Here is a 20861-nt window from a genome sequence, read left to right as displayed (position 1 = left end):
CCGTATTCGCCCTTCACGACGGATGATGTGGAGATCCCATGGCTCATCTGCCTGCCAGACGCCGCCTGGCCCTCGCCCTGCCGATCGGCATCGCACTGACGGCCTCCTTCGGCTTCCTGCCGTCCGCGGCCGCCGTGCCCGCCGACTCCCCGGCGGTGACGGCCGGTTCGACGGATTCGGCGGCGCTCGCGTACGTGGTGAACACGCGCAGCACCGACGGCCGCACCCTCGCCTCCGTGCAGAAGGCGATATCCGCGGCCGGCGGCACCACGGTCGAGACGTACGGGAAGATCGGCGTCATCGTCGTGCATGCGTCGAACCCCGACTTCGGCAAGCAGATACGGGCCGCGCGCGGCGTGGCCTCGGCGGGCGCGACCCGCACCGCCCCGCTCAGCCTCGCCGGCACCACCGACGAGGGCGCCGTGCAGAAGCTCTCGAAGGCCGACGCGAAGTCCCTTGCGGCGAAGGCCGGTTCGGGCCAGGAGCCGCTCGAGGCGGACCAGTGGGACCTGCGGGCGATCGGCGCCGACAAGGCCGCCACGGTCAACCCGGGCAGCAAGCGCGTCACCGTCGGCGTGATCGACACCGGCGTCGACGACACCCACCCCGACCTCGCCGCGAACTTCTCGGCGTCGCAGTCGGCGAGCTGTGTCGGCGGCAAGGCGGACACCTCGCCGGGGGCCTGGCGGCCCGCGAACCCGGACCACTACCACGGCACGCACGTCGCCGGTGAGATCGCCGCCGCGCGCAACGGGGTCGGCGTCGCGGGGGTCGCGCCCGGCGTGAAGGTCGCGGGCATCAAGGTGGCCGACCCGGTCAGCGAGCTGTTCTACCCGGAGAGCGTCGTGTGCGCCTTCGTGTTCGCCGCCGACCACGGCATCGAGGTCACCAACAACAGCTATTACGTGGACCCGTGGATGTACAACTGCATGGACGACCCGGACCAGCGGGCCATCGTCGACGCGGTGAACCGGGCCCAGCTGTACGCCCAGAAGAAGGGCACCCTGAGCTTCGCCTCCGCGGGCAACTCCAACCACGACCTCGACTCCGACGCGATCCTGGACGACTCCAGCCCGGACGACTCGACCGCGGTGGAGCGCACCATCGACCCGCACACCTGCCTCGACGTGCCGACCCAGCTGCCGGGTGTCGTCACGGTCAGCTCGACCGGTGTGACCAAGTCCAAGGCGTACTACTCCAGTTACGGCAACAACGTCATCGACATCGCGGCGCCGGGCGGCGACAAGTACCAGATCCCCTCGGACACCCCGTCGAAGAACGGCCGCATCCTGTCCACGCTGCCGAACGGCGAGTACGGCTGGCTCCAGGGCACCTCGATGGCGTCGCCGCACGCCGCCGGCGTCGCCGCGCTCCTCAAGTCGACGCACCCGTGGGCGTCCCCGGCGCAGCTGCAGGCGCTGATGAAGGCGCAGGCGAACGAGGAGGTCTGCCCGGCCTCCTACGACGGTGACGGGGACGGCGTCGTCGACGCCACCTGCGAGGGCGGCAAGCAGCGCAACGGCTTCTACGGCTACGGCATCGTCGACGCCCTCAAGGCCGTCAAGTAGCCCTCCGCCGACGTCGAGCAGTCACCGCGCGGGCCGTCCGACGGCCCGCGCGGCTCCGGCCTCACGCATCCTCGAACGAACGGGAGATCCCATGACGGCGCCTCATCCGCGTCCCCGGAGCGCGCGGCGCTCCCTGTCCGTGCCGCTCGGCATCGCCGCCGCCACGGCCCTGGCCTTCCTGCCGAACGCGGCCGCCTCCGCGGCGCCCGCCGTGGAGACCGCCGGCGGCGCCTCCGTCGCCGCGACGGACGGCCCCGATCTCAGCTATGTCGTCAACGTCCGCCCCGGAAAGGGTGGTTCGGCCGACGTACGGAAGGCCATCGGCAAGGCCGGCGGCACCGTCGTCATCGCGTACGACAAGATCGGCGTCATCGTCGTCCACTCGAAGAACCCGGACTTCGCGAAGACGATCCGCACCGCGCGCGGCGTCCAGTCGGCCGGCGCCACGCGCACCGCGCCGTTGGCCGCGCAGTCCAGCGACGACCTCGACACCGAGCAGGTGCTGACCGCCGCCGAGGTCAAGAAGGCCTCCGCGGCGGCGACTTCGGCGCAGGACCCGCTGGAGCCACTGCAGTGGGACCTGCCCGCCATCAAGGCGGACCGGGCCCACGAGAAGTCGCTGGGCAGCTCCAAGGTGACCGTCGGCGTGCTCGACTCGGGCGTGGACGACACCCACCCCGACATCGCGCCGAACTTCGACAAGAACGCGTCGGCCAGCTGCCTGGGCGGCGTGCCCGTGCAGAAGGACAGCGCGTGGCGCCCGGTGGCCGGCGAGTCCGACCACGGCATGCACGTGGCGGGCACCATCGCCGCCGCGAAGAACGGGGTCGGTGTCACCGGCGTCGCCCCCGGTGTGAAGGTGGCGAGCCTGAAGGTGGCCGAGCCGGCCACCGGCATGTACTACACGGAGGCCGTGGTCTGCGGCTTCATGTGGGCGGCCGACCACGGTGTGGACGTCACCAACTCCAGCTATTACACGGACCCCTGGCTGTTCAACTGCAAGACGGACGCCGACCAGAAGGCGCTCGTCACGGCGGTCACGCGGGCCACCCAGTACGCGGAGCACAAGGGCGCCGTGAACGTCGCGGCGGCCGGCAACGCGGCGACGGACCTCGCGCAGGACGAGATAGTCGACGACTCGTCGCCCGACGACACCACGCCGGTGCCGCGGACCATCAGGACCAAGGACTGCTTCGACATCCCGTCGCAGCTGCCCGGCGTGGTCACGGTCTCGGCGACGGGCGCCAAGGGCATCAAGGCGTCGTACTCGAACTGGGGCAGGAACGTCATCGACATCGCCGCGCCGGGCGGTGACAGCACCGCCTACCAGACGCCCGCTCCCCCGGCGACCAGCGGACTGATCCTGTCGACGCTGCCGGGCGGCAAGTACGGCTACAAGGCCGGTACATCGATGGCGTCGCCGCACGTCGCGGGGGTCGCCGCGCTCATCAGGTCGACGCACCCGCACGCCTCGGCGGCGCAGGTGAAGGCGCTTCTCTACAAGGAGGCCGACGCGACGCCGTGCACCGACCCGTACGACATCGACGGCGACGGCACGGTCGACGCGGTGTGCGAGGGAGGCAAGAACAAGAACAGCTTCTACGGAGCGGGGACGGCGGACGCGCTGGACGCCGTGACCAAGTAGGCGGCTGACGGACGTTCACCGGGGGCGAGTGGCGCAGGCCACTCGCCCCTTCCGCGTGCGGTGGCCCGGACCTGCGCGATAGTGCCTGCATGACACACACACCGGGTACGGCGACCGCCTGGCAGGCGCTCGGCGGCGATCCCGTCCTGCTGTCCCGTATCTCCGCCCTCACGCGCGCGGGTGCGCTGCCCGCGCGTCTGCCCGTGATCGAACTGGCCCGCGCCTGCGTCGGCGCGTGCGCCCTCGCGGCAGCGGAACTGGGCGCCACGCGCGCGAGGCGCCCGGTCCGCGACGTACAGGTGCGGGTCGACGACGGGGCGGTCGCGACTGCCTTCACGAGCGAGCGGCACCTGCTCGTCGACGGACGCGAGCCCGTCGCCTTCGCGCCGCTGTCGCGGTTCTGGCGCACCGCGGACGGCTGGCTGCGCACCCACGCGAACTACCCGCACCACCGGGCGCGGTTGCGCGCGGCGCTCGGTGTCGGCGCGGACGCGACGGCGCAGGACGTGGCGGAGCTGCTCGCCGGACGGTCGGCGCACGAGGTCGAGGAGACGGTGTATGCGGCCGGGGGCCTGGCCGTCGCGCTGCGCACGCCCGAGGAGTGGGCGGCGCATCCGCAGGGCGCCGCGGTGGCCCGGCACCCGCTCCTGACCCGGGAACGGCCGGACGCGGCCGCCCCGCGCTCCTGGTCCACGGATTCCGGGCTGCCCGCGGCCGGTGTCCGCGTCCTCGACCTGACCCGGGTCATCGCGGGCCCCGTCGCCACCCGCACGCTGGCGCTGCTCGGCGCGGACGTGCTGCGGGTGGACGCCCCGCAGTTGCCGGAGGACCCGGACGCGCACGCCGACACCGGTTTCGGCAAGCGCTCGACGCGGCTCGACCTGACGGCGGGCGCGGACCGGCGGACCTTCGAGGAACTGCTGGCCGGCGCCGACGTGGTGGTCACGGGCTACCGGCCGGGCGCGCTCGACCGGTTCGGGCTGAGCCCGCGGGCGCTGGTCGAGCGGCGTCCGGGGCTCGTGGTGGCGTCCCTGTCGGCGTGGGGCGCGTACGGGCCGTGGGGCGGGCGGCGCGGATTCGACAGCCTCGTCCAGGTCGCGACCGGGATCGCGGCGGTCGAGGGCGCGGTGGACGAGCCGGGTGCCCTGCCCGCGCAGGCCCTCGACCACGGCACCGGCTATCTGCTGGCGGCGGGGGTGCTGCGCGCCCTCACGGAGCAGACGCGGGAGGGCTCGTCCCGGGTGCTGCGGTACGCGCTCGCCCAGACGGCGCACTGGCTGGTCGACGGGCTGGGCCGGGCGGACGACGGGCAGCAGGGAGAGCCGTACGACGCGCGGGATCCGGCCGCCTGGCTCAGCACGGCCGACGGGCCGACGGACCGGCTGCGGTACGCGCTGCCGCCGCTGTCGTTCGCCGGGGGCCCGGCCGACTGGGCGCGTCCGCCCGGGCGTTGGGGCGCGGACGCGGCCGCGTGGACGGACCGGGCCGCGCCGGTCTGATCCGGCAACGTCCGGATCGCTCTGCTCCAGTTGTTCCTCTGGACTTGCCCTGCTCTGTCCCGGCTGGTGAAGATCCAACAGTGAGTTCGATACCACCCTCCACCGAGATGTCCGCACCCGCGGGGGCGGACGTGTCCGTTCGCAGACCCGGCGCCGGGTCTGCCGTCGCCGTGCTCGTGCTCGTCGCCGCCGCCGCGCTGATCCCGCTGTTCGGGCCGCGGGCGGCGCTCGACGGCACGGGTGAGGCGGCGGCGCCCGGCGTCGGGGGGATCGCGCTGCTGCGCACGGTGCTGTTCGCTGCGTTGAGCGTGCAGGCCGGCGAGGTGTTCGCCGGGCTCCTCGCGCGCAGGGCGGCGCCCGCGCAGGAGGCGCCGCGCGCCTGGTCGGCGTACGCGGCCTGGTCGGGGTTCGCGGCCGCGCTCGGGCTGGCCGCCGTGGTGGCCTCCGGGAACCTGATCCCGCACAGCCTCGCCGCCCTGGACATCGGCGGCCTGTACGGGACGCGGGACGGCACGCTCGCCCTGGTGGAGGTCAACGCCTTCCTGGTGGCCGCCTTGTGCGCCCGCTCGCGCCGCCCGGCGACCGCGCTGCTGCCGCTGGCTGCCGTGGCCGTCGGGGAGGCGCTGCGCGCCCATCCGCCCGTCGAGGACACCCCGCTCGTCGGGTCGGGGCTCACCCTCGTCCATCTGACGTGCGCCGCGCTGTGGGCGGGCGGCCTGCTGTATGTGCTGCGCACGCTGCGTGCCTGGCGTTCGACCGCCCCGGAAGCGGGCACGGCGCTGCTCGGCCGCTACGCGTGCGTGGCCGCGCTGCTGCTCGCGGCGATCTCCGCGACGGGGGTGTGCAGCACGCTGCGCCGGATGCCGCCGGGCACCGTCCTCGACCAGCTGACGACGACGGCCTACGGGCGCACCCTGCTGGCGAAGGTGCTGCTCGTGGCCGTCGTCGCGGTGCTCGCCCTGGTGGCGCGGCTGCGCCTGCGCGGGGCGCGGGACCGCACGAGTGCGTACGTTCCCGCGCGCGCGGAGGTCGTGGTGCTGGCGGTCGTCGTGGCGGTGTCGGCGGTGCTCACGGCGCTGCCGCTGCCGATCCGCTGGTGAGCCGCCGGTCCGGGCTCAGTTGGTGACGAGGACCTTCAGGGCGGTGCGCTCGTCCATCGCCTTGTAGCCGTCCGGGACGCCTTCGACGTCGACGGTCATGTCGAAGACGGGCGAGGGGTCGATGGTGCCGTCGAGGACGTCGGGCAGCAGTTCCGGGATGTAGCTGCGGACGGGGGCGACGCCGCCGCGCAGCGCGATGTTCCGGTCGAACATGACGCTCAGGTCGAGGCCGGTGCCGCTGCCGTGCGGGACGCCGACGAAACCGATGGCGCCGCCGTCGCGGGTGATGTTCACGGCGGTGTTCATGGACTGCTCGGTGCCGACGGCCTCGATCACGGCGTGCGCGCCCTGGCCGCCGGTGAGTTCACGGATCGCCGCGACGGCCGCGTCGCCGCGCTCGGCGACGACGTCGGTCGCGCCGAAGCGCCGGGCGATGTCCGTACGCACCTCGTGGCGCCCGAGCGCGATGATCCGCTCGGCGCCGAGCCGCTTGGCCGCGAGGACGCCGCACAGGCCCACCGCGCCGTCCCCGACGACGGCGACGGTCGCGCCCTTGCGCACACCCGCGCCGAGCGCCGCGTGGTGGCCGGTGCCCATCACGTCGGAGAGCGTGAGGAGGGCGGAGAGCAGGTGGTCGTCGGAGGCCGCGTCGGCGGGCAGCTGCACGAGGGTGCCGTCGGCGTACGGGACGCGTACGGCCTCGCCCTGTCCGCCGTCGTGGCCGACCGCGCCCCAGAAGCCGCCGTGCTCGCAGGACGTGGTCAGGCCCTCGCGGCAGTAGTCGCACACGCCGTCCGACCACATGAAGGGCGCGACGACCAGGTCGCCGCGCCTGAGCGTGGACACCTCGGAGCCCGTCTCCTCGACGATGCCGAGGAACTCGTGCCCGATGCGCTGGCCCGGCTGCCGGGCGGCCTCGCCCCGGTAGGCCCACAGGTCGCTGCCGCAGATGCAGGCGCGCAGCACGCGGACGACGGCGTCCGTGGGCAGTTCGACGACGGGCTCGGGGACGTCCTCCACCCGCATGTCGTACGGGGCGTGGATGGTGGTGGCGCGCATGGGGGTGGTCCTTTGTGCAGATCAGTGCAGTAGGTGCAGGTCAGTGATGGGTGCGCCGGGTCTCGGCGCGCCCTTCACGGTACGCCGCATCCGGCACGGCCCGCTCCCCGAGCACGCCCCGGGCCAGCAGGTACTGGGCCGCCACGTACGTCAGCATGATCCAGAAGTCGGCCGGCGGCAGGCGCGGCCAGTCGGCGATGCCCATCGCGATGAGCGCGTCGGAGAGCAGGAAGAGGGCGCCGCCGACGCCCGCGACCGTTCCGAGCCGCGAGGCGCCGTACGCCATGGCGGTCAGCAGCACGCTGTACGCGGCGACGGGCCCTCGCATGCCCGCGGGCAGGTCCGGCCACAGCGACCCGATCATGGCGACGAGCACGACGGCGTACCCGGCGCCGAGCAGGCGGCCACGCGCGCGTGGCCGGCCGTGCCGCCGGAAGAGCACGAGGTAGCAGACGTGCCCGGCGGCGAAGCAGCCCATGCCGGCGAGGAACGCGGCGTCCTGGTCGAACAGCAGCAGGACGTCGCCGCCCCACCCGCACAGCAGGGCGGCCCACAGCAGCCGGGGTCCGCCACTGGCGACGACGTAGGCGACGAGGACGAGCATGAGCAGCGGCTTGACGGCGGTGTGCACCGCGTCCGCTCCGGCGAGGAGCGCGCCGAGATCGACGGCGCACACGGCGAGGAAACCGGCGCGCAGAGCCCGGGACAGGGTCACGCGGCGCCCTCGGTGACCTTCTGCGGGGCGTTCGGCGTGCTCAGGGGCTCCGGCTGCCAGCCGGGACCGCGGAAGACCCGCCCGGCGCGCTCGCGCCAACTGGTCGCCGCCTTCAGGTCCTTGGCGATCGCCGCGTACTCGTGGGTGGCGACGCGCAGCGGGTTGTAGGTGCTGATGTTCTTGGTGAGCCCGAACACCGGCCGCTCGGCCTCGCCCACCCACGACTTGAAGAGGCGGTCCCACACGATGAGGATGCCGCCGAAGTTCCGGTCCAGGTAGCCGCCCTGGGAGGCGTGGTGGACGCGGTGGTGGGAGGGCGTGTTGAAGACGTACTCGATCGGGCGGGGCAGCTTGTCGATGCGCTCGGTGTGGATCCAGAACTGGTAGACGAGGTTGGCCGACGAGCAGAACGCGAGGGCCGCCGGGTGCACGCCGCAGGCGATGAGCGGCAGGTAGAACGGCCACGAGGTGACGCTCGTCCAGGGCTGGCGCAGCGCGGTCGACAGGTTGAACTTGCGGCTGGAGTGGTGCACCACGTGGCACGCCCACAGGATGCGGATGACGTGGTGCCCGCGGTGCGACCAGTAGTAGAAGAAGTCCTGCGCGAGGAGCATCAGCGGGATCGTCCACCAGAGCACGGGCACGCGCAGCGGCGTCAGTTCGTAGACCGCGGTGTAGAGCGCGACGATCGGGATCTTCCAGAGGAAGTCGAAGACGAGACTTCCCAGGCCCATGGTGATGCTGGTCGCCGCGTCCTTGGTCTCGTACCCGGCGGCGTCCTCGTCGGGATGGATCCGTACGCTCACGATCTCGACGATCGTGAGCAGCACGAAGGCGGGTATCGACCAGAGCACGACATCGGGCAGGTTCGGCGACGACATGGGGGCACCGTAAGGTCCCGGGGCAGGTGACGGCTAGGGGTTGTTACCGACAAGTATTACCGCGGGTACCCCCGGCGCGGACGTCACACGCCCGCCGCTCCGAGCAGGGAACCCGCCGCATACGTGACCGCCATCGCCAGCGCTCCCCCGGCCACGTTGCGCACCACCGCGGGGCGGACGGCGGCGTTGCCCGAGCGGGCGCTGCTCCATCCCGTGAGCGCGAGGGCGACGAGGACGCAGACCACGGTGACCGGGAGCCGCCACCCGGTGGGCGGCAGCACGATGGCGAGCAGCGGGAGCAGGGCGCCCGCGGTGAACGCGAGGAAGCTGGCCCAGGCCGCGTGCCAGGGGTTGGTGAGGTCGTCGGGGTCGATGCCGAGTTCGACGCTGACGTGGGCGCGCAGCGCGTCCCGCTCGGTGAGCTGTTCGGCGGCCTCGCGCGCCACCTCCCGGCTGAGCCCGCGCTCCTCCAACAGGTCGGTGAGCTCCTCCAGTTCGGCCTCCGGCTGTTCCCTCAGCTCGCGCTTCTCCAGGTCGATGGCGGCCTTCTCGGAGTCGCGCTGTGTGGACACGGAGACGTACTCGCCCGCGGCCATGGACATCGACCCGGCGAGCAGCCCGGCGAGTCCGGCGGTGAGCAGCGTGGAGCGGTCGTCGGTGGCCCCGGCGACGCCGACGACGAGGCCCGCGGTGGAGACCACGCCGTCGTTGGCGCCGAGGACGGCGGCGCGCAGCCAGTTGAGCCGCGAGCCGAGCGCGCCGCCGTGGGCTTCGTCATGGGTCCGTTCGGTCTGCGCTGGTTCGGTCACGGGGCGAGCATGACAGCCGCCCCCTCACCAGACCCGCACCGACCCTCCCGTCGCGAACACCGGGCTCGTCGCGTCGACCGGCGGCTCCTTGAGGGGCTCGTCGATCTCGGCGACCGTGGGGCCGACGCGGGCCGCGATCGGGTCGAGGAGGGCGAGGTCGAAGCCGTAGACGCGGGCCGCGTTGCCGCCGACCATCGCGGCGACCTCGTCGCGGGGCAGGCCCGCGTAGGCGATGCGCAGGCCCTCGCGCGTGTACGGGTACGTGCCCTCGTCGTGCGGGTAGTCGCTGCCCCACATGATCTTGTCGAGGCCGATGCGGTCCCGCAGGGGCACTTCATGGGGGCGCATGAAACTCGCGCCCACGTAGCAGTTCTCCCGCCATACGGTGGAGGGGCCCTTGCCCATCGAATCGGCGAGCCCCGCACCGAACTTGGACTCCGCCGTGTTCGCCCTCGTGGCGGCTTTCACCAGGCGTCCGTGGTAGTAGTCCAGCATGTCGAGCACCCCGGGGATCCACCCGGAGCCCTGCTCGGTGAGGACGAGCTTGAGGTCGGGGTGTTTGCGGAAGGCGCCGCCGAAGACCAGGTGCCACAGGGCGCGGTGCGAGAACCAGGTCGTCTCGACCATGAAGACGGCGCGCGCGGCCGGTTCGTCGCCGAGCGGCGGGGACGCCGAGCCCGCGTGGTGGTTGACCGGGACGCCGAGTTCGGCGCAGGCCCGCCAGATCGGGTCGTACGTCGCCGAGTACAGCTCGGGAAGGCCCGAGCCGGGTGGCGTACCGGGCAGCAGCAGGCCGCCCTTGAGGCCCGCGTCGGCGGCCCAGCGGATCTCCTTCACGGCCTCGTCGACGTCGTTGAGGAGGATCTGGAAGACGCCCGCTCTGCGGCCGGGGGCGGCGGCGCAGAAGTCCGCGAGCCACCTGTTGTGGGCGCGCAGGCCGGCCCAGCGCTGCTCGAACTCCTCGCGGGTGGGCGCGGGCGCCATCAGGGACGCGGACGGGAAGAACGGCGGGATCGTGTTCGGGAAGACGACCTCGGCGACGATGCCGTCGCGCTCCAGCTCCGCGACGCGCCGGCCGGAGTTCCAGTTGCGGTCGGCGGTGTCGGCGAGCAGGTCCTCGTAGGGGTTCACGTAGGTGGCCGCCCACGCGTCGAAGGTCTCGTGGTGCCGTGCCGCCAAGTAGGGCTTGTAGTCGAGGAGATCGGCGCCCGCGTGGCAGTCCGCCGAGATGACCGTGTACCGGTCCGTGGGTGCGGTCACGGGGTCACCCCCAGGGCCGGGAAGTCATGGTCGGTCAGCCAGTGCCGGCCGACGTCGCGCGAGCGCGCCCAGGACGCCTCGACGGCGCTCTGGTCGGCGTCCTGGCCGAGGTCGGCCGGGGTCGGTCCGATGCGGGCCGCGAGCGGGGCCAGCTTCTCGGTGTCGAAGCCGAACACCTCGGCGGCGGCCAGGCCCAGCATCCGGCGGGTCTCGGTGACGGGGATGTCGTGGAAGGTCTTCTTCAGCCACGCGCGCGTGTCGGGCCAGGTCCCTTCGGGGTGCGGGAAGTCGCTGCCCCACAGGATGTTGTCGACGCCGATCTCGTAGCGCTGGGCCAGTTCACGGCGCTTGGTGTTGGTGGCGCATATGAAGACCTGCCGGTCCAGGTACTCGTGCGGCGGGCGCTTCAGCTCGGCGAACGGGGAGAGCTTCTTGCCCCCGTGTGCGCCCAGGTAGAGGCGGTCCATGAACCACAGCAGGTTGGGCAGCCACCAGCAGCCCGACTCGGCGATGCCGAACTTCAGCCCAGGGTGCCGCTCGAAGACGCCGGACCACAGCAGGAACCAGAGCGGCCGGGCGGGCCACCACGTCACCTCGCTCACGTAGATGCCGAGATGGTCGCCGTACTCGTGGCGCGGCGCCGCGCCCGAATGCGTCACGACGGGCATCGCGCACTCGGCGGCCGCCGCCCACACGGGGTCGTAACGGCTCGCGTGGTACGGGTCCTTGTCCACCCACATGGAGGGGATCATCAGGGCGCCGAGCCCCGACTCCTTGGCGCGGTGCACCTCGGCGACGACCTTGTCCGGGTCGGCCGTGATGGGCAGCAGGGCGACACCGCAGTGCCGTTCGGGGTTCTGCGCCACGAACTCGGCGAGCCAGCGGTTGTGCGCCTGCGCGCCCGCCATGCCCAGCTCGGGGTCCTGGTCGCCGGAGAGACCGAGCCCGACGCCGAAGGGCGCCGCCGTCTGGCTGTCCACGGCGTCCGCGTCGGGGAACACGACCTCGGCGGCCACCCCGTCGCCGTCGAGCTCCTTGAGGCGCTGCGCCGCGTCCCAGCCGCCGCGCAGCCCCTCCTCGTTGTCGGAGAACCACTTGGCGGCGAACGCGTCGTTGCGGATGCCGAGCCGGGTCGCCTCCTCGCGGCGGGCGTCCCGCTCGCCGAGGAAGGCGTCGAAGGCGCGGTGGAAACGGCTGTCCAGATAGGGCCGGTACTCCTCGGTGGGCAGTCCGGCGTGGCAGTCGGAGGAGATGATCAGGTAGGGGTCGTTCTGCTGAGCCGTCATCGGATGTCCCTCTGTCGTCCCTCAGTCGAGAATGAAGCTCTCCAGGTACGCCGGGTTCGCCCGGTCCAGCATCGACTGCGACCTGGCCCGGATCTGCCGGTCGCTGTGCTCGCTCTCGGGAAGCAGCCAGAACCGGTCCGCCGCGATGCCCTCCGCGACGAGGTCCGCGACCTCCTCCACGGGCGTGAACTCGACCTCGCGGCCGGCTTCCTTCATGGCGGCCTCCCACTGGTCGAGGCTGCGGTACGGGGTCTTGCGGGGGCGCTCCTTCGCGAACCGGTCGGGCCGGTTGCGGTGCGACTCCCACAGGCCCGTACGCAGCATGTGGGGCCCCGGGAACAGCACGGAGGCGCCCACGCGCGCGTGCTCCGCCCGCAGATGCGCGTACAGCGACTCGGTCATCGTCACGACGGCCGCCTTGGTGACCGCGTACACGGAGGCCGTCGGCAGCGGTGCGATCCCGCCGTCCCCGGAGGAGGTGTTGACGATGTGCCCGGGGGCACCGCTCTCGATCATGCGCGGCACGAACGCCTGGACGCCGTGGAAGACGCCCCACACGTTGACGTCGAACGCCCATTTCCAGTCGTTGGGTTCGTGCTGCCACATCCGGCCCTCGGCGCCCGAGCCGACGCCCGCGTTGTTGCACAGCACGTGGCAGGCGCCGAAGGTGGCGTACGTGTCCTCGGCGAGGGCCATGACCTGCTCGCGCTCACCGACGTCGACCACGCGCGCGTGCACCGTCGCCCCGTCCGCCCGCAGCGCCTCGGCCGCGCTCTCCAGGGCGCCCTTCTCCACGTCCGCGAGCACGACCTTCAGGCCGTCCGCCGCGAACCGCCGGGCCAGGGCGAGCCCGATGCCGCTCGCCGCGCCGGTGACGACGGCGACCTGCCCCGCCTCCAGCCGCATCAGGCGCTCCCCTCGGGCGGCCCGTCGAGGATCTGCTGCGGGTCGTCGTAGCGCTGATGGATGTACGGCAGCAGGGCCTGGCCGCTGACCCGCTCGACGACCCGGCCCTTCTGGTCGGTGGTCTTCTCGCCGATGGTGATCTCCACGAGCGTGCGTACGGGAAGGTCGGCGATCGGGTCGTACATGGACTCGCGGAGCACGATGTCCCCGGTGATCCGCTCCAGCTTCCTGACCTTCTCGTTGCGTACGCAGTGCACGAGGACCGGGTCCGCGTCGAACCCCGAACCGTCCACCGCGGGCAGGAACTTGAAGTAGAAGTCCGTCTTCTGCGTCGGCTCCGGCAGCGGCAGGCTCTCGCTGACCGCGCCGCGCACCTCCACGAACTCGATGCCGTGCCGGGCCAGGGCCGCCCGCACCACGAGCCCGTCGCGCTCCACCGTGACGTCGCCGAGCTTCTTCGGTTCGCCGAAGACCTCACGGCCGCCGATCAGGGCGCGCTCGTGCGTCATCGGCATGACGAGCGGATACCAGCCCTCCACTCCCCCGTGCTCGGCGGCGACGGCGACCGAGCCCGCGCCCAGCGGATAGCCCGGCAGGTCGACCTTGCTGATGTTGACCCGCACCAGCGGCCGCGCGGTGGGCTTCAGCGGCGGCGGGAGCACCGCCGCCACCGTGTCCGGGTCGGACTCCCACACGGCGACCACGCCGGTGGACCAGATGTCGGGAAGCTTGCTGCTCGCGGTGCGCGCGGCGGCGATCTCCGCCTCGGTGCGCGCTCCGTACCGTACGCGTGCCATGTCGTACCGCCCTTCCTGAAGCCAGAGGTGACTTTCCGGGGGTCGTTCGCGAGGCGCCTGTAACACAGTTACACCGACGCCGATGAAGGGTAAAGACACGTGCACCGGCCGGAACGGGAACACCGGAAGAGGGGGGCGATCCATGACGCGCGCGCCGCTCACCCGCGACGAGGTGCTCGCCGCCGCCGCGGCCCTGGTCAAGCAGGACGGCCCGCAGGCGCTGACCATGCGCAAGCTCGCGGCCGAGCTGGGCACGGCGGTCACCTCGATCTACTGGCACGTCGGCAACCGCGAGTCGCTGCTGGACGCCCTCGTGGAGCGCACGGTCGCCGACCTCGGCGAGATCCGGCCGCGCGGCGGCACCCCGCAGGAGCGGGTCGTCTCGGTCGCGCGGACGCTCCGCCGCCAGCTGCGCGCGCATCCGCATCTGGTGGCGATGGTCCACGAGCGCGGCCTCACCGAGCGGATGTTCCTGCCCGCGCAGCAGGCCCTGGTGCACGAGGTGCACGCGGCGGGGCTGCGCGGGGCCCGCGCCGCCGAGGCCGTGCGTGTGGTGCAGTTCCAGGTCGTCGGGCACGTCCTGGTCGAGCGGAACCGCGAGCGGGCGCCCGTGCAGCGCCCCGGCGAGGAGGATCTGTGGGCGGGCACGGCCGCCGCCGAGGACGACCGGGCCCTCGTCCGGGCGCTCGCCGCGCCGGTGGATCCGGAGCGGCTGTTCATCACCTCCGTCCGGGCGCTGGTGAAGTCCCTCCTGGAGACGGGCACTTGACGCCGGCGGCCGGTTTCGGGGCGGGCGGCGACCGGAGTGTCAGTGACGGCCCGTATCCTCAGGGACCATGCTCGAAGACCGCCCGACCGCTGCGTCCGCAGCCCCTTGGCCGACCGCGTACCCGAAGGGATACGCGGTCGTCGACGTGGAGACCACCGGCCTCTCCAGGGACGACCGGATAATCTCGGCCGCCGTCTACCGCCTCGACGCGCAGGGCGAGGTCGAGGACCACTGGTACACGCTGGTCAACCCGGAGCGCGATCCGGGTCCGGTGTGGATCCACGGTCTGACGACCGACGTCCTGGACGGCGCGCCGCTGTTCCCGGAGATCGCCGAGGAGTTCGCCGCCCGCCTGGACGGCCGTGTCCTGGTCGCGCACAACGCGGTGTTCGACTGGTCGATGATCGCCCGTGAGTACGCGCGCGCCCGGCGGACCGCCCCGGTGCGCCAGCGGCTGTGCACCATCGCGCTGTCCAAGGAGCTGGGCCTGCCGCTGCCCAACCACAAGCTGGAGTCGCTGGCCGCGCACTTCGGTGTCGTGCAGGAGCGCGCGCACCACGCGCTCGACGACGCGCGCGTGCTCGCGGAGGCGTTCCGGCCGAGCCTGCGGGCGGCCGCCGAGGGGAACGTGCGGCTGCCGCTCCTGGAGTGCCGCCCGCTCACGGAGTGGTCGGACTCGTCGTCGGTGCCGCGTCAGTCGGCGTCCTCCTACCGCGGCGGCGGTGGCGGCAGCTGGCGCCCCGCGCGCAAGCGGCCGGCCTGCCCGTACCCGAACCCCGGCCGGTACGAGCCGGGCAAACCGCTCAAGCAGGGCATGCGGGTCGCGTTCTCCGGGGACACCTCGACCGACCGGGAGCTGCTGGAGGACCGGGCGGTCGACGCGGGGCTGCATGTGGCGACGAGCCTGTCCCGGCTGACCAGCCTCCTGGTGACCAATGACCCGGACTCGTACACGTCGAAGGTCGTGAAGGCGAAGCAGTTCGGGACGCCCGTCGTGGACGAGGCCGCGTTCGGACAGCTGCTGCAGGACGTGGCGGACGCGGCGCCGGCGGGCGGGGCCCGAGCGACAGACGGGTGATTGCGGGGCGACTCGCCCCGCGCCCGCTCGCCTGGCGGAGCCCCGGCGCCCACCCTGTGGCGCATGGCACGTTGTGAGGTTTGCGGAAACGACTACGGCATGTCCTTCGAGGTGCACGCGCAGGGCGCGGTGCACGTCTTCGACTGCTTCTCCTGCGCCATCCACCGCATGGCACCGATCTGCGAGCACTGCCGGTGCCGCATCATCGGGCAGGGCGTCGAGGTCGACGGGCACTGGTTCTGCGGGGCGCACTGCTCCCGCGCGGAGGGGAAGGTGGGCATCGTCGACAAGGTCTGACGCCCCGGCGCAGCCGCCCTCCCCAACCGGGCGCACCCCGCTGAAATCACCCCATGGCCTAGCGGTACGGTCATGGGGTGTACCGCTTCCTGTTGACCCGGCAGTGGGTGATCCTCACCCTGCTCGCCCTCGTCCTCATCCCCACGATGATCCGGCTGGGCATCTGGCAGATGCACCGCTACGAGGAGCGCGCCGCCCGGAACCAGCTGGTCACGGACGCGCTGTCGGCGAAGCCGGTGCCCGTGGAGGGGCTGACGTCGCCGGGGCACACCGTCACCACCGGCCAGCGGTACCACGCCGTGACGGCGACGGGCCGTTTCGACACCGATGACGAGGTCGTCGTGCGGCGCCGCGTGAACTCCAACGACGAGGTCGGCTACCACGTGCTGACCCCGTTCGTGCTGAACGACGGCAAGGTGGTCCTGGTCAACCGGGGCTGGATCCCGGACGACGACACCGACCAGAGCACCTTCCCGAAGATCCCCGCGCCGCCCCGCGGCGAGGTCACCGTCACCGGGCGGCTGATGCCCGACGAGACGACCGCGGCGAGCGGCATCAAGAACCTCAAGGGGCTGCCCGACCGGCAGATCATGCTGGTCAACAGCGAGCAGGAGGCCAAGCGCCTCGACGCCCGGGTGCTCGGCGGCTACGTGGCGCAGACGGCCCCCGAACCCAAGGGCGACACCCCGGAGCTGATCGGCAAGCCCGGCAAGGAGGACTCCGCGCTGAACTACGCGTACGCGTACCAGTGGTGGCTGTTCTCCGCGGCCGTACCGGTCGGCTGGGTGGTCCTGGTCCGGCGCGAGCTGCGCGACCGACGCCGCAGGGCGGAGTCCGAGCAGGCCGCGCAGGAGTCCGCACCGGCCGCCGTGTAGCGCCCGGCCTGCCGCGCTGATCACCCGGCCGGTCCCGTCCTGGATTGCCGCGCACGGACGCCGGGAACCCGGACCGCGTGCACCCACATATCGAGGACTACGCCCTCATCGGCGACGAACAGACCGCGGCCCTGGTCGGCCGGGACGGCTCTGTCGACTGGCTCTGTCTGCCCCGCTTCGACTCACCGGCCTGTTTCACCGCGCTGCTCGGCGACGAGGAGAACGGCCACTGGCGCCTGGCCCCCAAGGGCGCCGGCGCCTGTACGCGCCGTGCCTACCGGCCGGGTTCGCTGGTCCTGGACACGGAGTGGGAGACCGACGAGGGCCACGTCCGGATCACCGACTTCATGCCGCAGCGCGACAAGGCACCCGATCTCGTCCGGATCGTCGAGGGGATCAGCGGCCGCGTCACCGTGCGCGGCACCCTGCGGCTGCGGTTCGACTACGGCAACGTCGTGCCGTGGGTGCGCCGCAGCGACGGGCACCGGGTGGCCGTGGCGGGCCCCGACTCGGCGTGGCTGCGCAGCGAACCCGAGGTGCACACCTGGGGCGAGTCCTTCGGCACCCACTCCGAGTTCACCGTCGAGGCGGGCGAGACGGTCGCCTTCGTCCTGACCTGGCACCCCTCGCACGAGCCGCGCCCGGACCTCGTCGACCCGCACGAGTCGCTGCGGCACAGCCTGGCGGACTGGCAGGCGTGGTCCGAGCGGTGCCACTACGAGGGCCCGCACCGCGACGCCGTGCTCCGCTCCCTGCTGACTCTCAAGGCGCTCACGTACGCGCCGACGGGCGGCATGGTCGCCGCGCCCACCACCTCGCTGCCGGAGGAGATCGGCGGTGTACGGAACTGGGACTACCGCTACTGCTGGCTGCGCGACTCCACGCTCACCCTGAACGCGCTGGTCTCGGCCGGATATCTGGACGAGGCCGAGGCCTGGCGCGACTGGCTGCTGCGGGCGGCCGCCGGCGACCCGGCGAAGCTGCAGATCATGTACGGCCTGTCGGGCGAGCGGCGGCTGCCCGAGCAGGAGCTGTCCTGGCTGGACGGGTTCCGTGACTCGCGTCCCGTACGCAGCGGGAACGACGCCGTGCACCAGTTGCAGCTCGATGTGTACGGCGAGGTCGTCGACTCGCTGGCGCTGGCCCGCCGCGCGGGACTGCCCGACCAGCCCCACGCCTGGCGGCTGCAACTGGCGCTCCTGGACTTCCTGCACGACGCGTGGCGCGAGCCCGACGAGGGGCTGTGGGAGGTGCGCGGGCCGCGCCGTCACTTCGTGCACTCGAAGGTCATGGCGTGGGTCGCCGCCGACCGCACCGTGCGCGCCCTGGAGGACGACCCGCGGCTGCCCGGCGATCCCGACCGGCTGCGCAAGCTGCGCGACGCCATCCACCAGGACGTGTGCGAGCACGGCTACGACACCGAACGGGGCACCTTCACCCAGTACTACGGCTCCACGGAGCTGGACGCGGCGACGCTGCTCATCCCCCGCGTGGGCTTTCTGCCGGCGGACGACCCGCGCGTGATCGGCACCGTCGACGCGGTGCGCGACGAACTGGGGGCGGACGGCTTCGTCCGCCGCTACACCCTCGACCACCACACCGTCGACGGCCTGCCGGGGCAGGAGGGCACCTTCCTCGTCTGCTCGTTCTGGCTGGCGGACGCGCTGCACATGACGGGGCGCACGAAGGAGGCGCGCGAGCTGTTCGAGCGGCTGGTGGCGCTCCGCAACGACGTGGGGCTGCTCGCCGAGGAGTACGACCCCGAGGCGGGTCACCTGCTCGGCAACTTCCCGCAGGCGTTCAGCCACATCGGCCTGGTGACCACCGCGCTGACCCTGTTCGGCGGCGCCGGGAGCGGAGAGGCAGGATAGGAGCCATGGATCTTGGACTGAAGGACCGTGTCTACGTAGTCACAGGCGCCACCCGTGGCCTCGGCAACGCCGCCGCGCGTGAGCTCGTCGCCGACGGCGCGAAGGTCGTCATCACCGGACGGGACGAGCAGAAGGTCAAGGACGCGGCGGCCGCGCTCGGCCCGAACGCGCTGGGGGTCGCCGCCGACAACGCCGATCCGCAGGTCGCGGAGCGGCTGATCGGCGCCGCGCGCGAGCAGTTCGGCGGGTTCGACGGGATTCTGGTCAGCGTGGGCGGGCCCGCGCCCGGGTTCGTCGCGGACAACACGGACGAGCAGTGGCAGACCGCGTTCGAGTCGGTGTTCCTCGGCGCGGTGCGGCTCGCGCGGGCGGCGGCGGCCGAGCTCGGCGAGGGCGGTGTCATCGGGTTCGTGCTCTCCGGCTCCGTGCACGAGCCGATCCCGGGGCTGACCATCTCGAACGGGCTGCGGCCCGGTCTCGCCGGGTTCGCCAAGTCCCTCGCGGACGAGCTGGGGCCGCGCGGGATCCGGGTCGTGGGGCTGCTTCCGGCGCGCATCGACACGGATCGCGTCCGCGAGCTGGACGGGATGTCGGCGGATCCGGAGGCGACCCGGAAGGCCAACGAGTCGCGGATTCCGCTGCGGCGGTACGGGACCCCGGACGAGTTCGGCAAGGCCGCCGCCTTCTTCCTGTCCCCCGCGGCCTCGTATCTGACCGGGGTCATGCTGCCCGTCGACGGTGGGTACCGGCACGGGTTCTGACCGGTCTCGTTCCTGGGCACCGGGCTGTGCCCCGTCGATCGCCCTTCGGGCTCGTCCTCGAACGCCGGACGGGCGGATGGCCACGAGCCCGAAGGGAGCGGTCAGCTCACCCGCTCGGCGCGGTGCTTGACCGCCTTCAGACGGACCTCCGCCGGCAGCGCCGCCAGGCCCGCCGAGTCCCTCGCCTGCGCCAGCGACTCCTCGCCGAGCAGGTGCAGGGCCCGGCCGGGGGCGGCGTGCGGTTCCAGGGTGAGGCCGACGCGGGCTTGCGGTGTCGAGCGGCGGCCGGTCAGGACGACGCCCGCCCGGTCCACTCCGTCCAGCGACTCGGCGCCGCTGACCAGCACGCTCTCCAGGGCCCGGCCGCGCAGCAGCGCGCCCTCGCCGTCCCCGGTGTCGACCAGCACCTCGGTGAGCCGGCGGCGCCGGAACTGCGCCACCAGCCACCACAGCGCGAGCAGCACGACGACGCCGAGCACGGCGATCACCGTCGGCCACCACCAGCCCTCGTCGCGCCAGCGGTCCCGGTCGGCGACGCTGAGCAGGACGTCCTTGCGGCCGTCGTGGATCCACCAGGACGGCGGCTTCGCGCCGAGGCCGACGGCGAGCACCGAGCCGCCGCCGAGCAGCAGGACGAGGCCGAGCAGACCGAGCAGGATCCGGTTCACGGTTCTGAGCACGCCACTCATCCCTTCCTGCCGGGGCGCGCCACGTGCACCGAGAGCCCGGGCGCGCTGCCGAGCCCCAGCTCTCTGATGCCGTCGCCCAGCGAGGCGTCGAGGTCGGCCCGTACGTCGTCGAGTTCACGGAAGTGCGAGACCGCCCGGACATCCACTTTGGACCGCTTCATCCGGACGCGTACGGACTGCACGCCCGATACCTCCATGGCCCGGTCGCGCAGCACCATGGCGGCGGCGTCCCGGTGCAGTCCGGCCCGTACGTCGGGATGGGTGCGGCGCATCGGCAGGACTCCGCGCAGCCCGGGGGTCACCGCGAGGACGAGGAGCCAGAGGCCGAGCGCGGCGGCGACGCCCGCGCCGACCAGGACGGCGGTGTCGTCCAGCGGCCGCTCGGCGAGCTCGCGGGCCAGGGTGCGCCGCCACTGCATGGCGGGACGGCCGGCCCGTACCGCCGCGATGTCGTAGAGCAGGACGCCGAGGCCGCCGAGGAGCACGAGCGCGGCCAGCGCCGACGGGACGCGGCGGGCCGACCAGAACCGGCCGGGTTTCTCGTCGCCCTCCAGGGTCGGGTGCGGTGCGTAGGCCGCCGCGGACGCCGACTGGTCGCCGAGGTCCGCGCCGGCCCGCTCGACGACGGGCAGTTGCTGGGTGGGGTCGCTCACCGGATCCTCCCCCGGTCCGTTCCGCGCGTCTGTGCCGAGTGCAGCCGCTCCACCTGGACGGCCACCTCCGGCACCTCCATTCCCGCCAACGCCCTTACCCGTTCGGTGACTTGTCGACGCACGGCACCGCACTGCGCGCCGATGTCGGACGGGTAGTCCAGTTCCAGGCTGATGCGGACGCGGGCCGTCTCGTGGTGCACGCTCACGGTGGCGTGCGGCGGCGCCCCGTCGTCCGGGACGGCGTCCAGTGCCTCACGTGCCGCGTACGCGGCGATCTTCGCGACGACCCGGTCGGCGATCCGGGTCGCGCCGCGCTCCGCGGGCGCGACCTGTGTCGCCACGG

At 72.9% G+C, this 20861-nt stretch carries 21 protein-coding genes; 10 read left to right on the top strand and 11 right to left on the bottom strand.

All coding sequences use genetic code 11. The features are described from left to right. Positions 1–38 precede the first annotated feature (38 nt). The 4 genes from ACQUQD_RS31485 to ACQUQD_RS31470 all read left to right on the top strand — a co-directional run bounded on the left by ACQUQD_RS31485 (position 39) and on the right by ACQUQD_RS31470 (position 5812). A complete protein-coding gene (locus tag ACQUQD_RS31485) occupies positions 39–1568 on the top strand; it encodes a S8 family peptidase (protein ID WP_428955548.1) in 1530 nt (509 codons plus the stop codon). 91 nt (positions 1569–1659) lie between these two features. Further along, on the top strand, positions 1660–3213 hold the full coding sequence (locus tag ACQUQD_RS31480; RefSeq protein ID WP_428955547.1) for a S8 family serine peptidase: 1554 nt from the start codon (positions 1660–1662) through the stop codon (positions 3211–3213). A gap of 89 nt (positions 3214–3302) precedes the next feature. Further along, positions 3303–4712 (top strand): CoA transferase, encoded by a 1410-nt coding sequence (locus ACQUQD_RS31475; RefSeq protein WP_428955546.1) that lies wholly within the window; start codon positions 3303–3305, stop codon positions 4710–4712. Positions 4713–4819: 107 nt separating this feature from the next. Further along, complete coding sequence (locus ACQUQD_RS31470) at positions 4820–5812, top strand: CopD family protein (protein WP_428955545.1); 993 nt, start codon at positions 4820–4822, stop codon at positions 5810–5812. Between the two features lie 15 nt (positions 5813–5827). On the opposite strand, the gene ACQUQD_RS31465 is transcribed toward ACQUQD_RS31470, so the two are convergent. The 8 genes from ACQUQD_RS31465 to ACQUQD_RS31430 form a co-directional block, all read right to left on the bottom strand. After that, positions 5828–6871: a zinc-dependent alcohol dehydrogenase family protein gene (locus ACQUQD_RS31465; protein ID WP_428955544.1), complete on the bottom strand. Its 1044-nt coding sequence runs from the start codon at positions 6869–6871 to the stop codon at positions 5828–5830. 40 nt (positions 6872–6911) lie between these two features. Further along, positions 6912–7586: a lysoplasmalogenase gene (locus ACQUQD_RS31460; protein ID WP_428955543.1), complete on the bottom strand. Its 675-nt coding sequence runs from the start codon at positions 7584–7586 to the stop codon at positions 6912–6914. Then, positions 7583–8467, bottom strand: coding sequence for a sterol desaturase family protein (locus tag ACQUQD_RS31455; RefSeq protein ID WP_428955542.1), 885 nt, complete (start codon positions 8465–8467; stop codon positions 7583–7585). The genes ACQUQD_RS31460 and ACQUQD_RS31455 overlap by 4 nt, the downstream gene beginning before the upstream one ends. An 83-nt stretch (positions 8468–8550) precedes the next feature. Beyond that, the gene (locus ACQUQD_RS31450) at positions 8551–9276 is read right to left on the bottom strand and encodes a VIT1/CCC1 transporter family protein (protein WP_428955541.1); all 726 of its coding nucleotides are present in this window, start codon (positions 9274–9276) and stop codon (positions 8551–8553) included. Positions 9277–9300: 24 nt separating this feature from the next. Beyond that, positions 9301–10536: an amidohydrolase family protein gene (locus tag ACQUQD_RS31445; protein ID WP_428955540.1), complete on the bottom strand. Its 1236-nt coding sequence runs from the start codon at positions 10534–10536 to the stop codon at positions 9301–9303. Then, positions 10533–11822, bottom strand: coding sequence for an amidohydrolase family protein (locus ACQUQD_RS31440; protein WP_428955539.1), 1290 nt, complete (start codon positions 11820–11822; stop codon positions 10533–10535). The genes ACQUQD_RS31445 and ACQUQD_RS31440 overlap by 4 nt, the downstream gene beginning before the upstream one ends. 21 nt (positions 11823–11843) lie before the next feature. Then, a complete protein-coding gene (locus ACQUQD_RS31435; RefSeq protein ID WP_428955538.1) occupies positions 11844–12728 on the bottom strand; it encodes an SDR family NAD(P)-dependent oxidoreductase in 885 nt (294 codons plus the stop codon). After that, a complete protein-coding gene (locus ACQUQD_RS31430; RefSeq protein ID WP_428955537.1) occupies positions 12728–13525 on the bottom strand; it encodes an acetoacetate decarboxylase family protein in 798 nt (265 codons plus the stop codon). Before ACQUQD_RS31430 ends, ACQUQD_RS31435 begins: the two co-directional genes overlap by 1 nt. 142 nt (positions 13526–13667) lie before the next feature. Between ACQUQD_RS31430 and ACQUQD_RS31425 the strand changes: the two genes are divergently transcribed. The 6 genes from ACQUQD_RS31425 (at position 13668) to ACQUQD_RS31400 (ending at position 19176) form a co-directional block, all read left to right on the top strand. After that, positions 13668–14294 (top strand): TetR/AcrR family transcriptional regulator, encoded by a 627-nt coding sequence (locus ACQUQD_RS31425; protein WP_428955536.1) that lies wholly within the window; start codon positions 13668–13670, stop codon positions 14292–14294. A gap of 67 nt (positions 14295–14361) precedes the next feature. Beyond that, positions 14362–15372: a DEDDh family exonuclease gene (locus ACQUQD_RS31420; RefSeq protein ID WP_428955535.1), complete on the top strand. Its 1011-nt coding sequence runs from the start codon at positions 14362–14364 to the stop codon at positions 15370–15372. Between the two features lie 63 nt (positions 15373–15435). Continuing rightward, positions 15436–15669 (top strand): hypothetical protein, encoded by a 234-nt coding sequence (locus ACQUQD_RS31415; protein WP_255966985.1) that lies wholly within the window; start codon positions 15436–15438, stop codon positions 15667–15669. A gap of 77 nt (positions 15670–15746) precedes the next feature. After that, positions 15747–16544 carry an SURF1 family cytochrome oxidase biogenesis protein gene (locus ACQUQD_RS31410; RefSeq protein ID WP_428955534.1) on the top strand — a complete coding sequence of 266 codons (798 nt, stop codon included), beginning with the start codon at positions 15747–15749 and terminating at the stop codon, positions 16542–16544. A gap of 77 nt (positions 16545–16621) precedes the next feature. After that, entirely contained in the window at positions 16622–18415 is a 1794-nt protein-coding gene (locus ACQUQD_RS31405) for a glycoside hydrolase family 15 protein (protein ID WP_428955533.1), read from the top strand. A 5-nt stretch (positions 18416–18420) separates the two neighbouring features. After that, positions 18421–19176, top strand: coding sequence for an SDR family oxidoreductase (locus ACQUQD_RS31400; protein ID WP_428955532.1), 756 nt, complete (start codon positions 18421–18423; stop codon positions 19174–19176). Between the two features lie 101 nt (positions 19177–19277). Here ACQUQD_RS31400 and amaP read toward each other — a convergent pair whose 3' ends face one another. Genes amaP through ACQUQD_RS31385 form a run of 3 tightly spaced genes read right to left on the bottom strand, consistent with a single transcriptional unit; the run spans position 19278 to position 20859 of the window. Continuing rightward, positions 19278–19865: an alkaline shock response membrane anchor protein AmaP gene (amaP, locus tag ACQUQD_RS31395; protein ID WP_428955531.1), complete on the bottom strand. Its 588-nt coding sequence runs from the start codon at positions 19863–19865 to the stop codon at positions 19278–19280. Next, positions 19862–20518 (bottom strand): DUF6286 domain-containing protein, encoded by a 657-nt coding sequence (locus ACQUQD_RS31390; protein ID WP_428955530.1) that lies wholly within the window; start codon positions 20516–20518, stop codon positions 19862–19864. Before ACQUQD_RS31390 ends, amaP begins: the two co-directional genes overlap by 4 nt. Next, complete coding sequence (locus tag ACQUQD_RS31385; protein ID WP_428955529.1) at positions 20515–20859, bottom strand: Asp23/Gls24 family envelope stress response protein; 345 nt, start codon at positions 20857–20859, stop codon at positions 20515–20517. The genes ACQUQD_RS31390 and ACQUQD_RS31385 overlap by 4 nt, the downstream gene beginning before the upstream one ends. Positions 20860–20861 lie beyond the last annotated feature (2 nt).

Origin of the sequence: Streptomyces sp. cg35, assembly GCF_050410835.1 — a bacterium.
Lineage (GTDB): Bacteria > Actinomycetota > Actinomycetes > Streptomycetales > Streptomycetaceae > Streptomyces.
The sequence above is the reverse complement of the archived record's forward strand: the minus strand, read 5'-3'. Positions and strand labels throughout refer to the sequence as shown.

Excerpts from the sequence above, each read along its gene's own strand:
- ACQUQD_RS31485 (WP_428955548.1), top strand. The coding sequence starts at position 39 with ATGGCTCATCTGCCTGCCAGACGCCGCCTGGCCCTCGCCCTGCCGATC.
- ACQUQD_RS31480 (WP_428955547.1), top strand. The coding sequence starts at position 1,660 with ATGACGGCGCCTCATCCGCGTCCCCGGAGCGCGCGGCGCTCCCTGTCC.
- ACQUQD_RS31475 (WP_428955546.1), top strand. The coding sequence starts at position 3,303 with ATGACACACACACCGGGTACGGCGACCGCCTGGCAGGCGCTCGGCGGC.
- ACQUQD_RS31470 (WP_428955545.1), top strand. The coding sequence starts at position 4,820 with ATGTCCGCACCCGCGGGGGCGGACGTGTCCGTTCGCAGACCCGGCGCC.
- ACQUQD_RS31465 (WP_428955544.1), bottom strand. The coding sequence starts at position 6,871 with ATGCGCGCCACCACCATCCACGCCCCGTACGACATGCGGGTGGAGGAC.
- ACQUQD_RS31455 (WP_428955542.1), bottom strand. The coding sequence starts at position 8,467 with ATGTCGTCGCCGAACCTGCCCGATGTCGTGCTCTGGTCGATACCCGCC.
- ACQUQD_RS31440 (WP_428955539.1), bottom strand. The coding sequence starts at position 11,822 with ATGACGGCTCAGCAGAACGACCCCTACCTGATCATCTCCTCCGACTGC.
- ACQUQD_RS31435 (WP_428955538.1), bottom strand. The coding sequence starts at position 12,728 with ATGCGGCTGGAGGCGGGGCAGGTCGCCGTCGTCACCGGCGCGGCGAGC.
- ACQUQD_RS31430 (WP_428955537.1), bottom strand. The coding sequence starts at position 13,525 with ATGGCACGCGTACGGTACGGAGCGCGCACCGAGGCGGAGATCGCCGCC.
- ACQUQD_RS31425 (WP_428955536.1), top strand. The coding sequence starts at position 13,668 with ATGACGCGCGCGCCGCTCACCCGCGACGAGGTGCTCGCCGCCGCCGCG.
- ACQUQD_RS31420 (WP_428955535.1), top strand. The coding sequence starts at position 14,362 with ATGCTCGAAGACCGCCCGACCGCTGCGTCCGCAGCCCCTTGGCCGACC.
- ACQUQD_RS31415 (WP_255966985.1), top strand. The coding sequence starts at position 15,436 with ATGGCACGTTGTGAGGTTTGCGGAAACGACTACGGCATGTCCTTCGAG.
- ACQUQD_RS31400 (WP_428955532.1), top strand. The coding sequence starts at position 18,421 with ATGGATCTTGGACTGAAGGACCGTGTCTACGTAGTCACAGGCGCCACC.
- amaP (WP_428955531.1), bottom strand. The coding sequence starts at position 19,865 with ATGAGTGGCGTGCTCAGAACCGTGAACCGGATCCTGCTCGGTCTGCTC.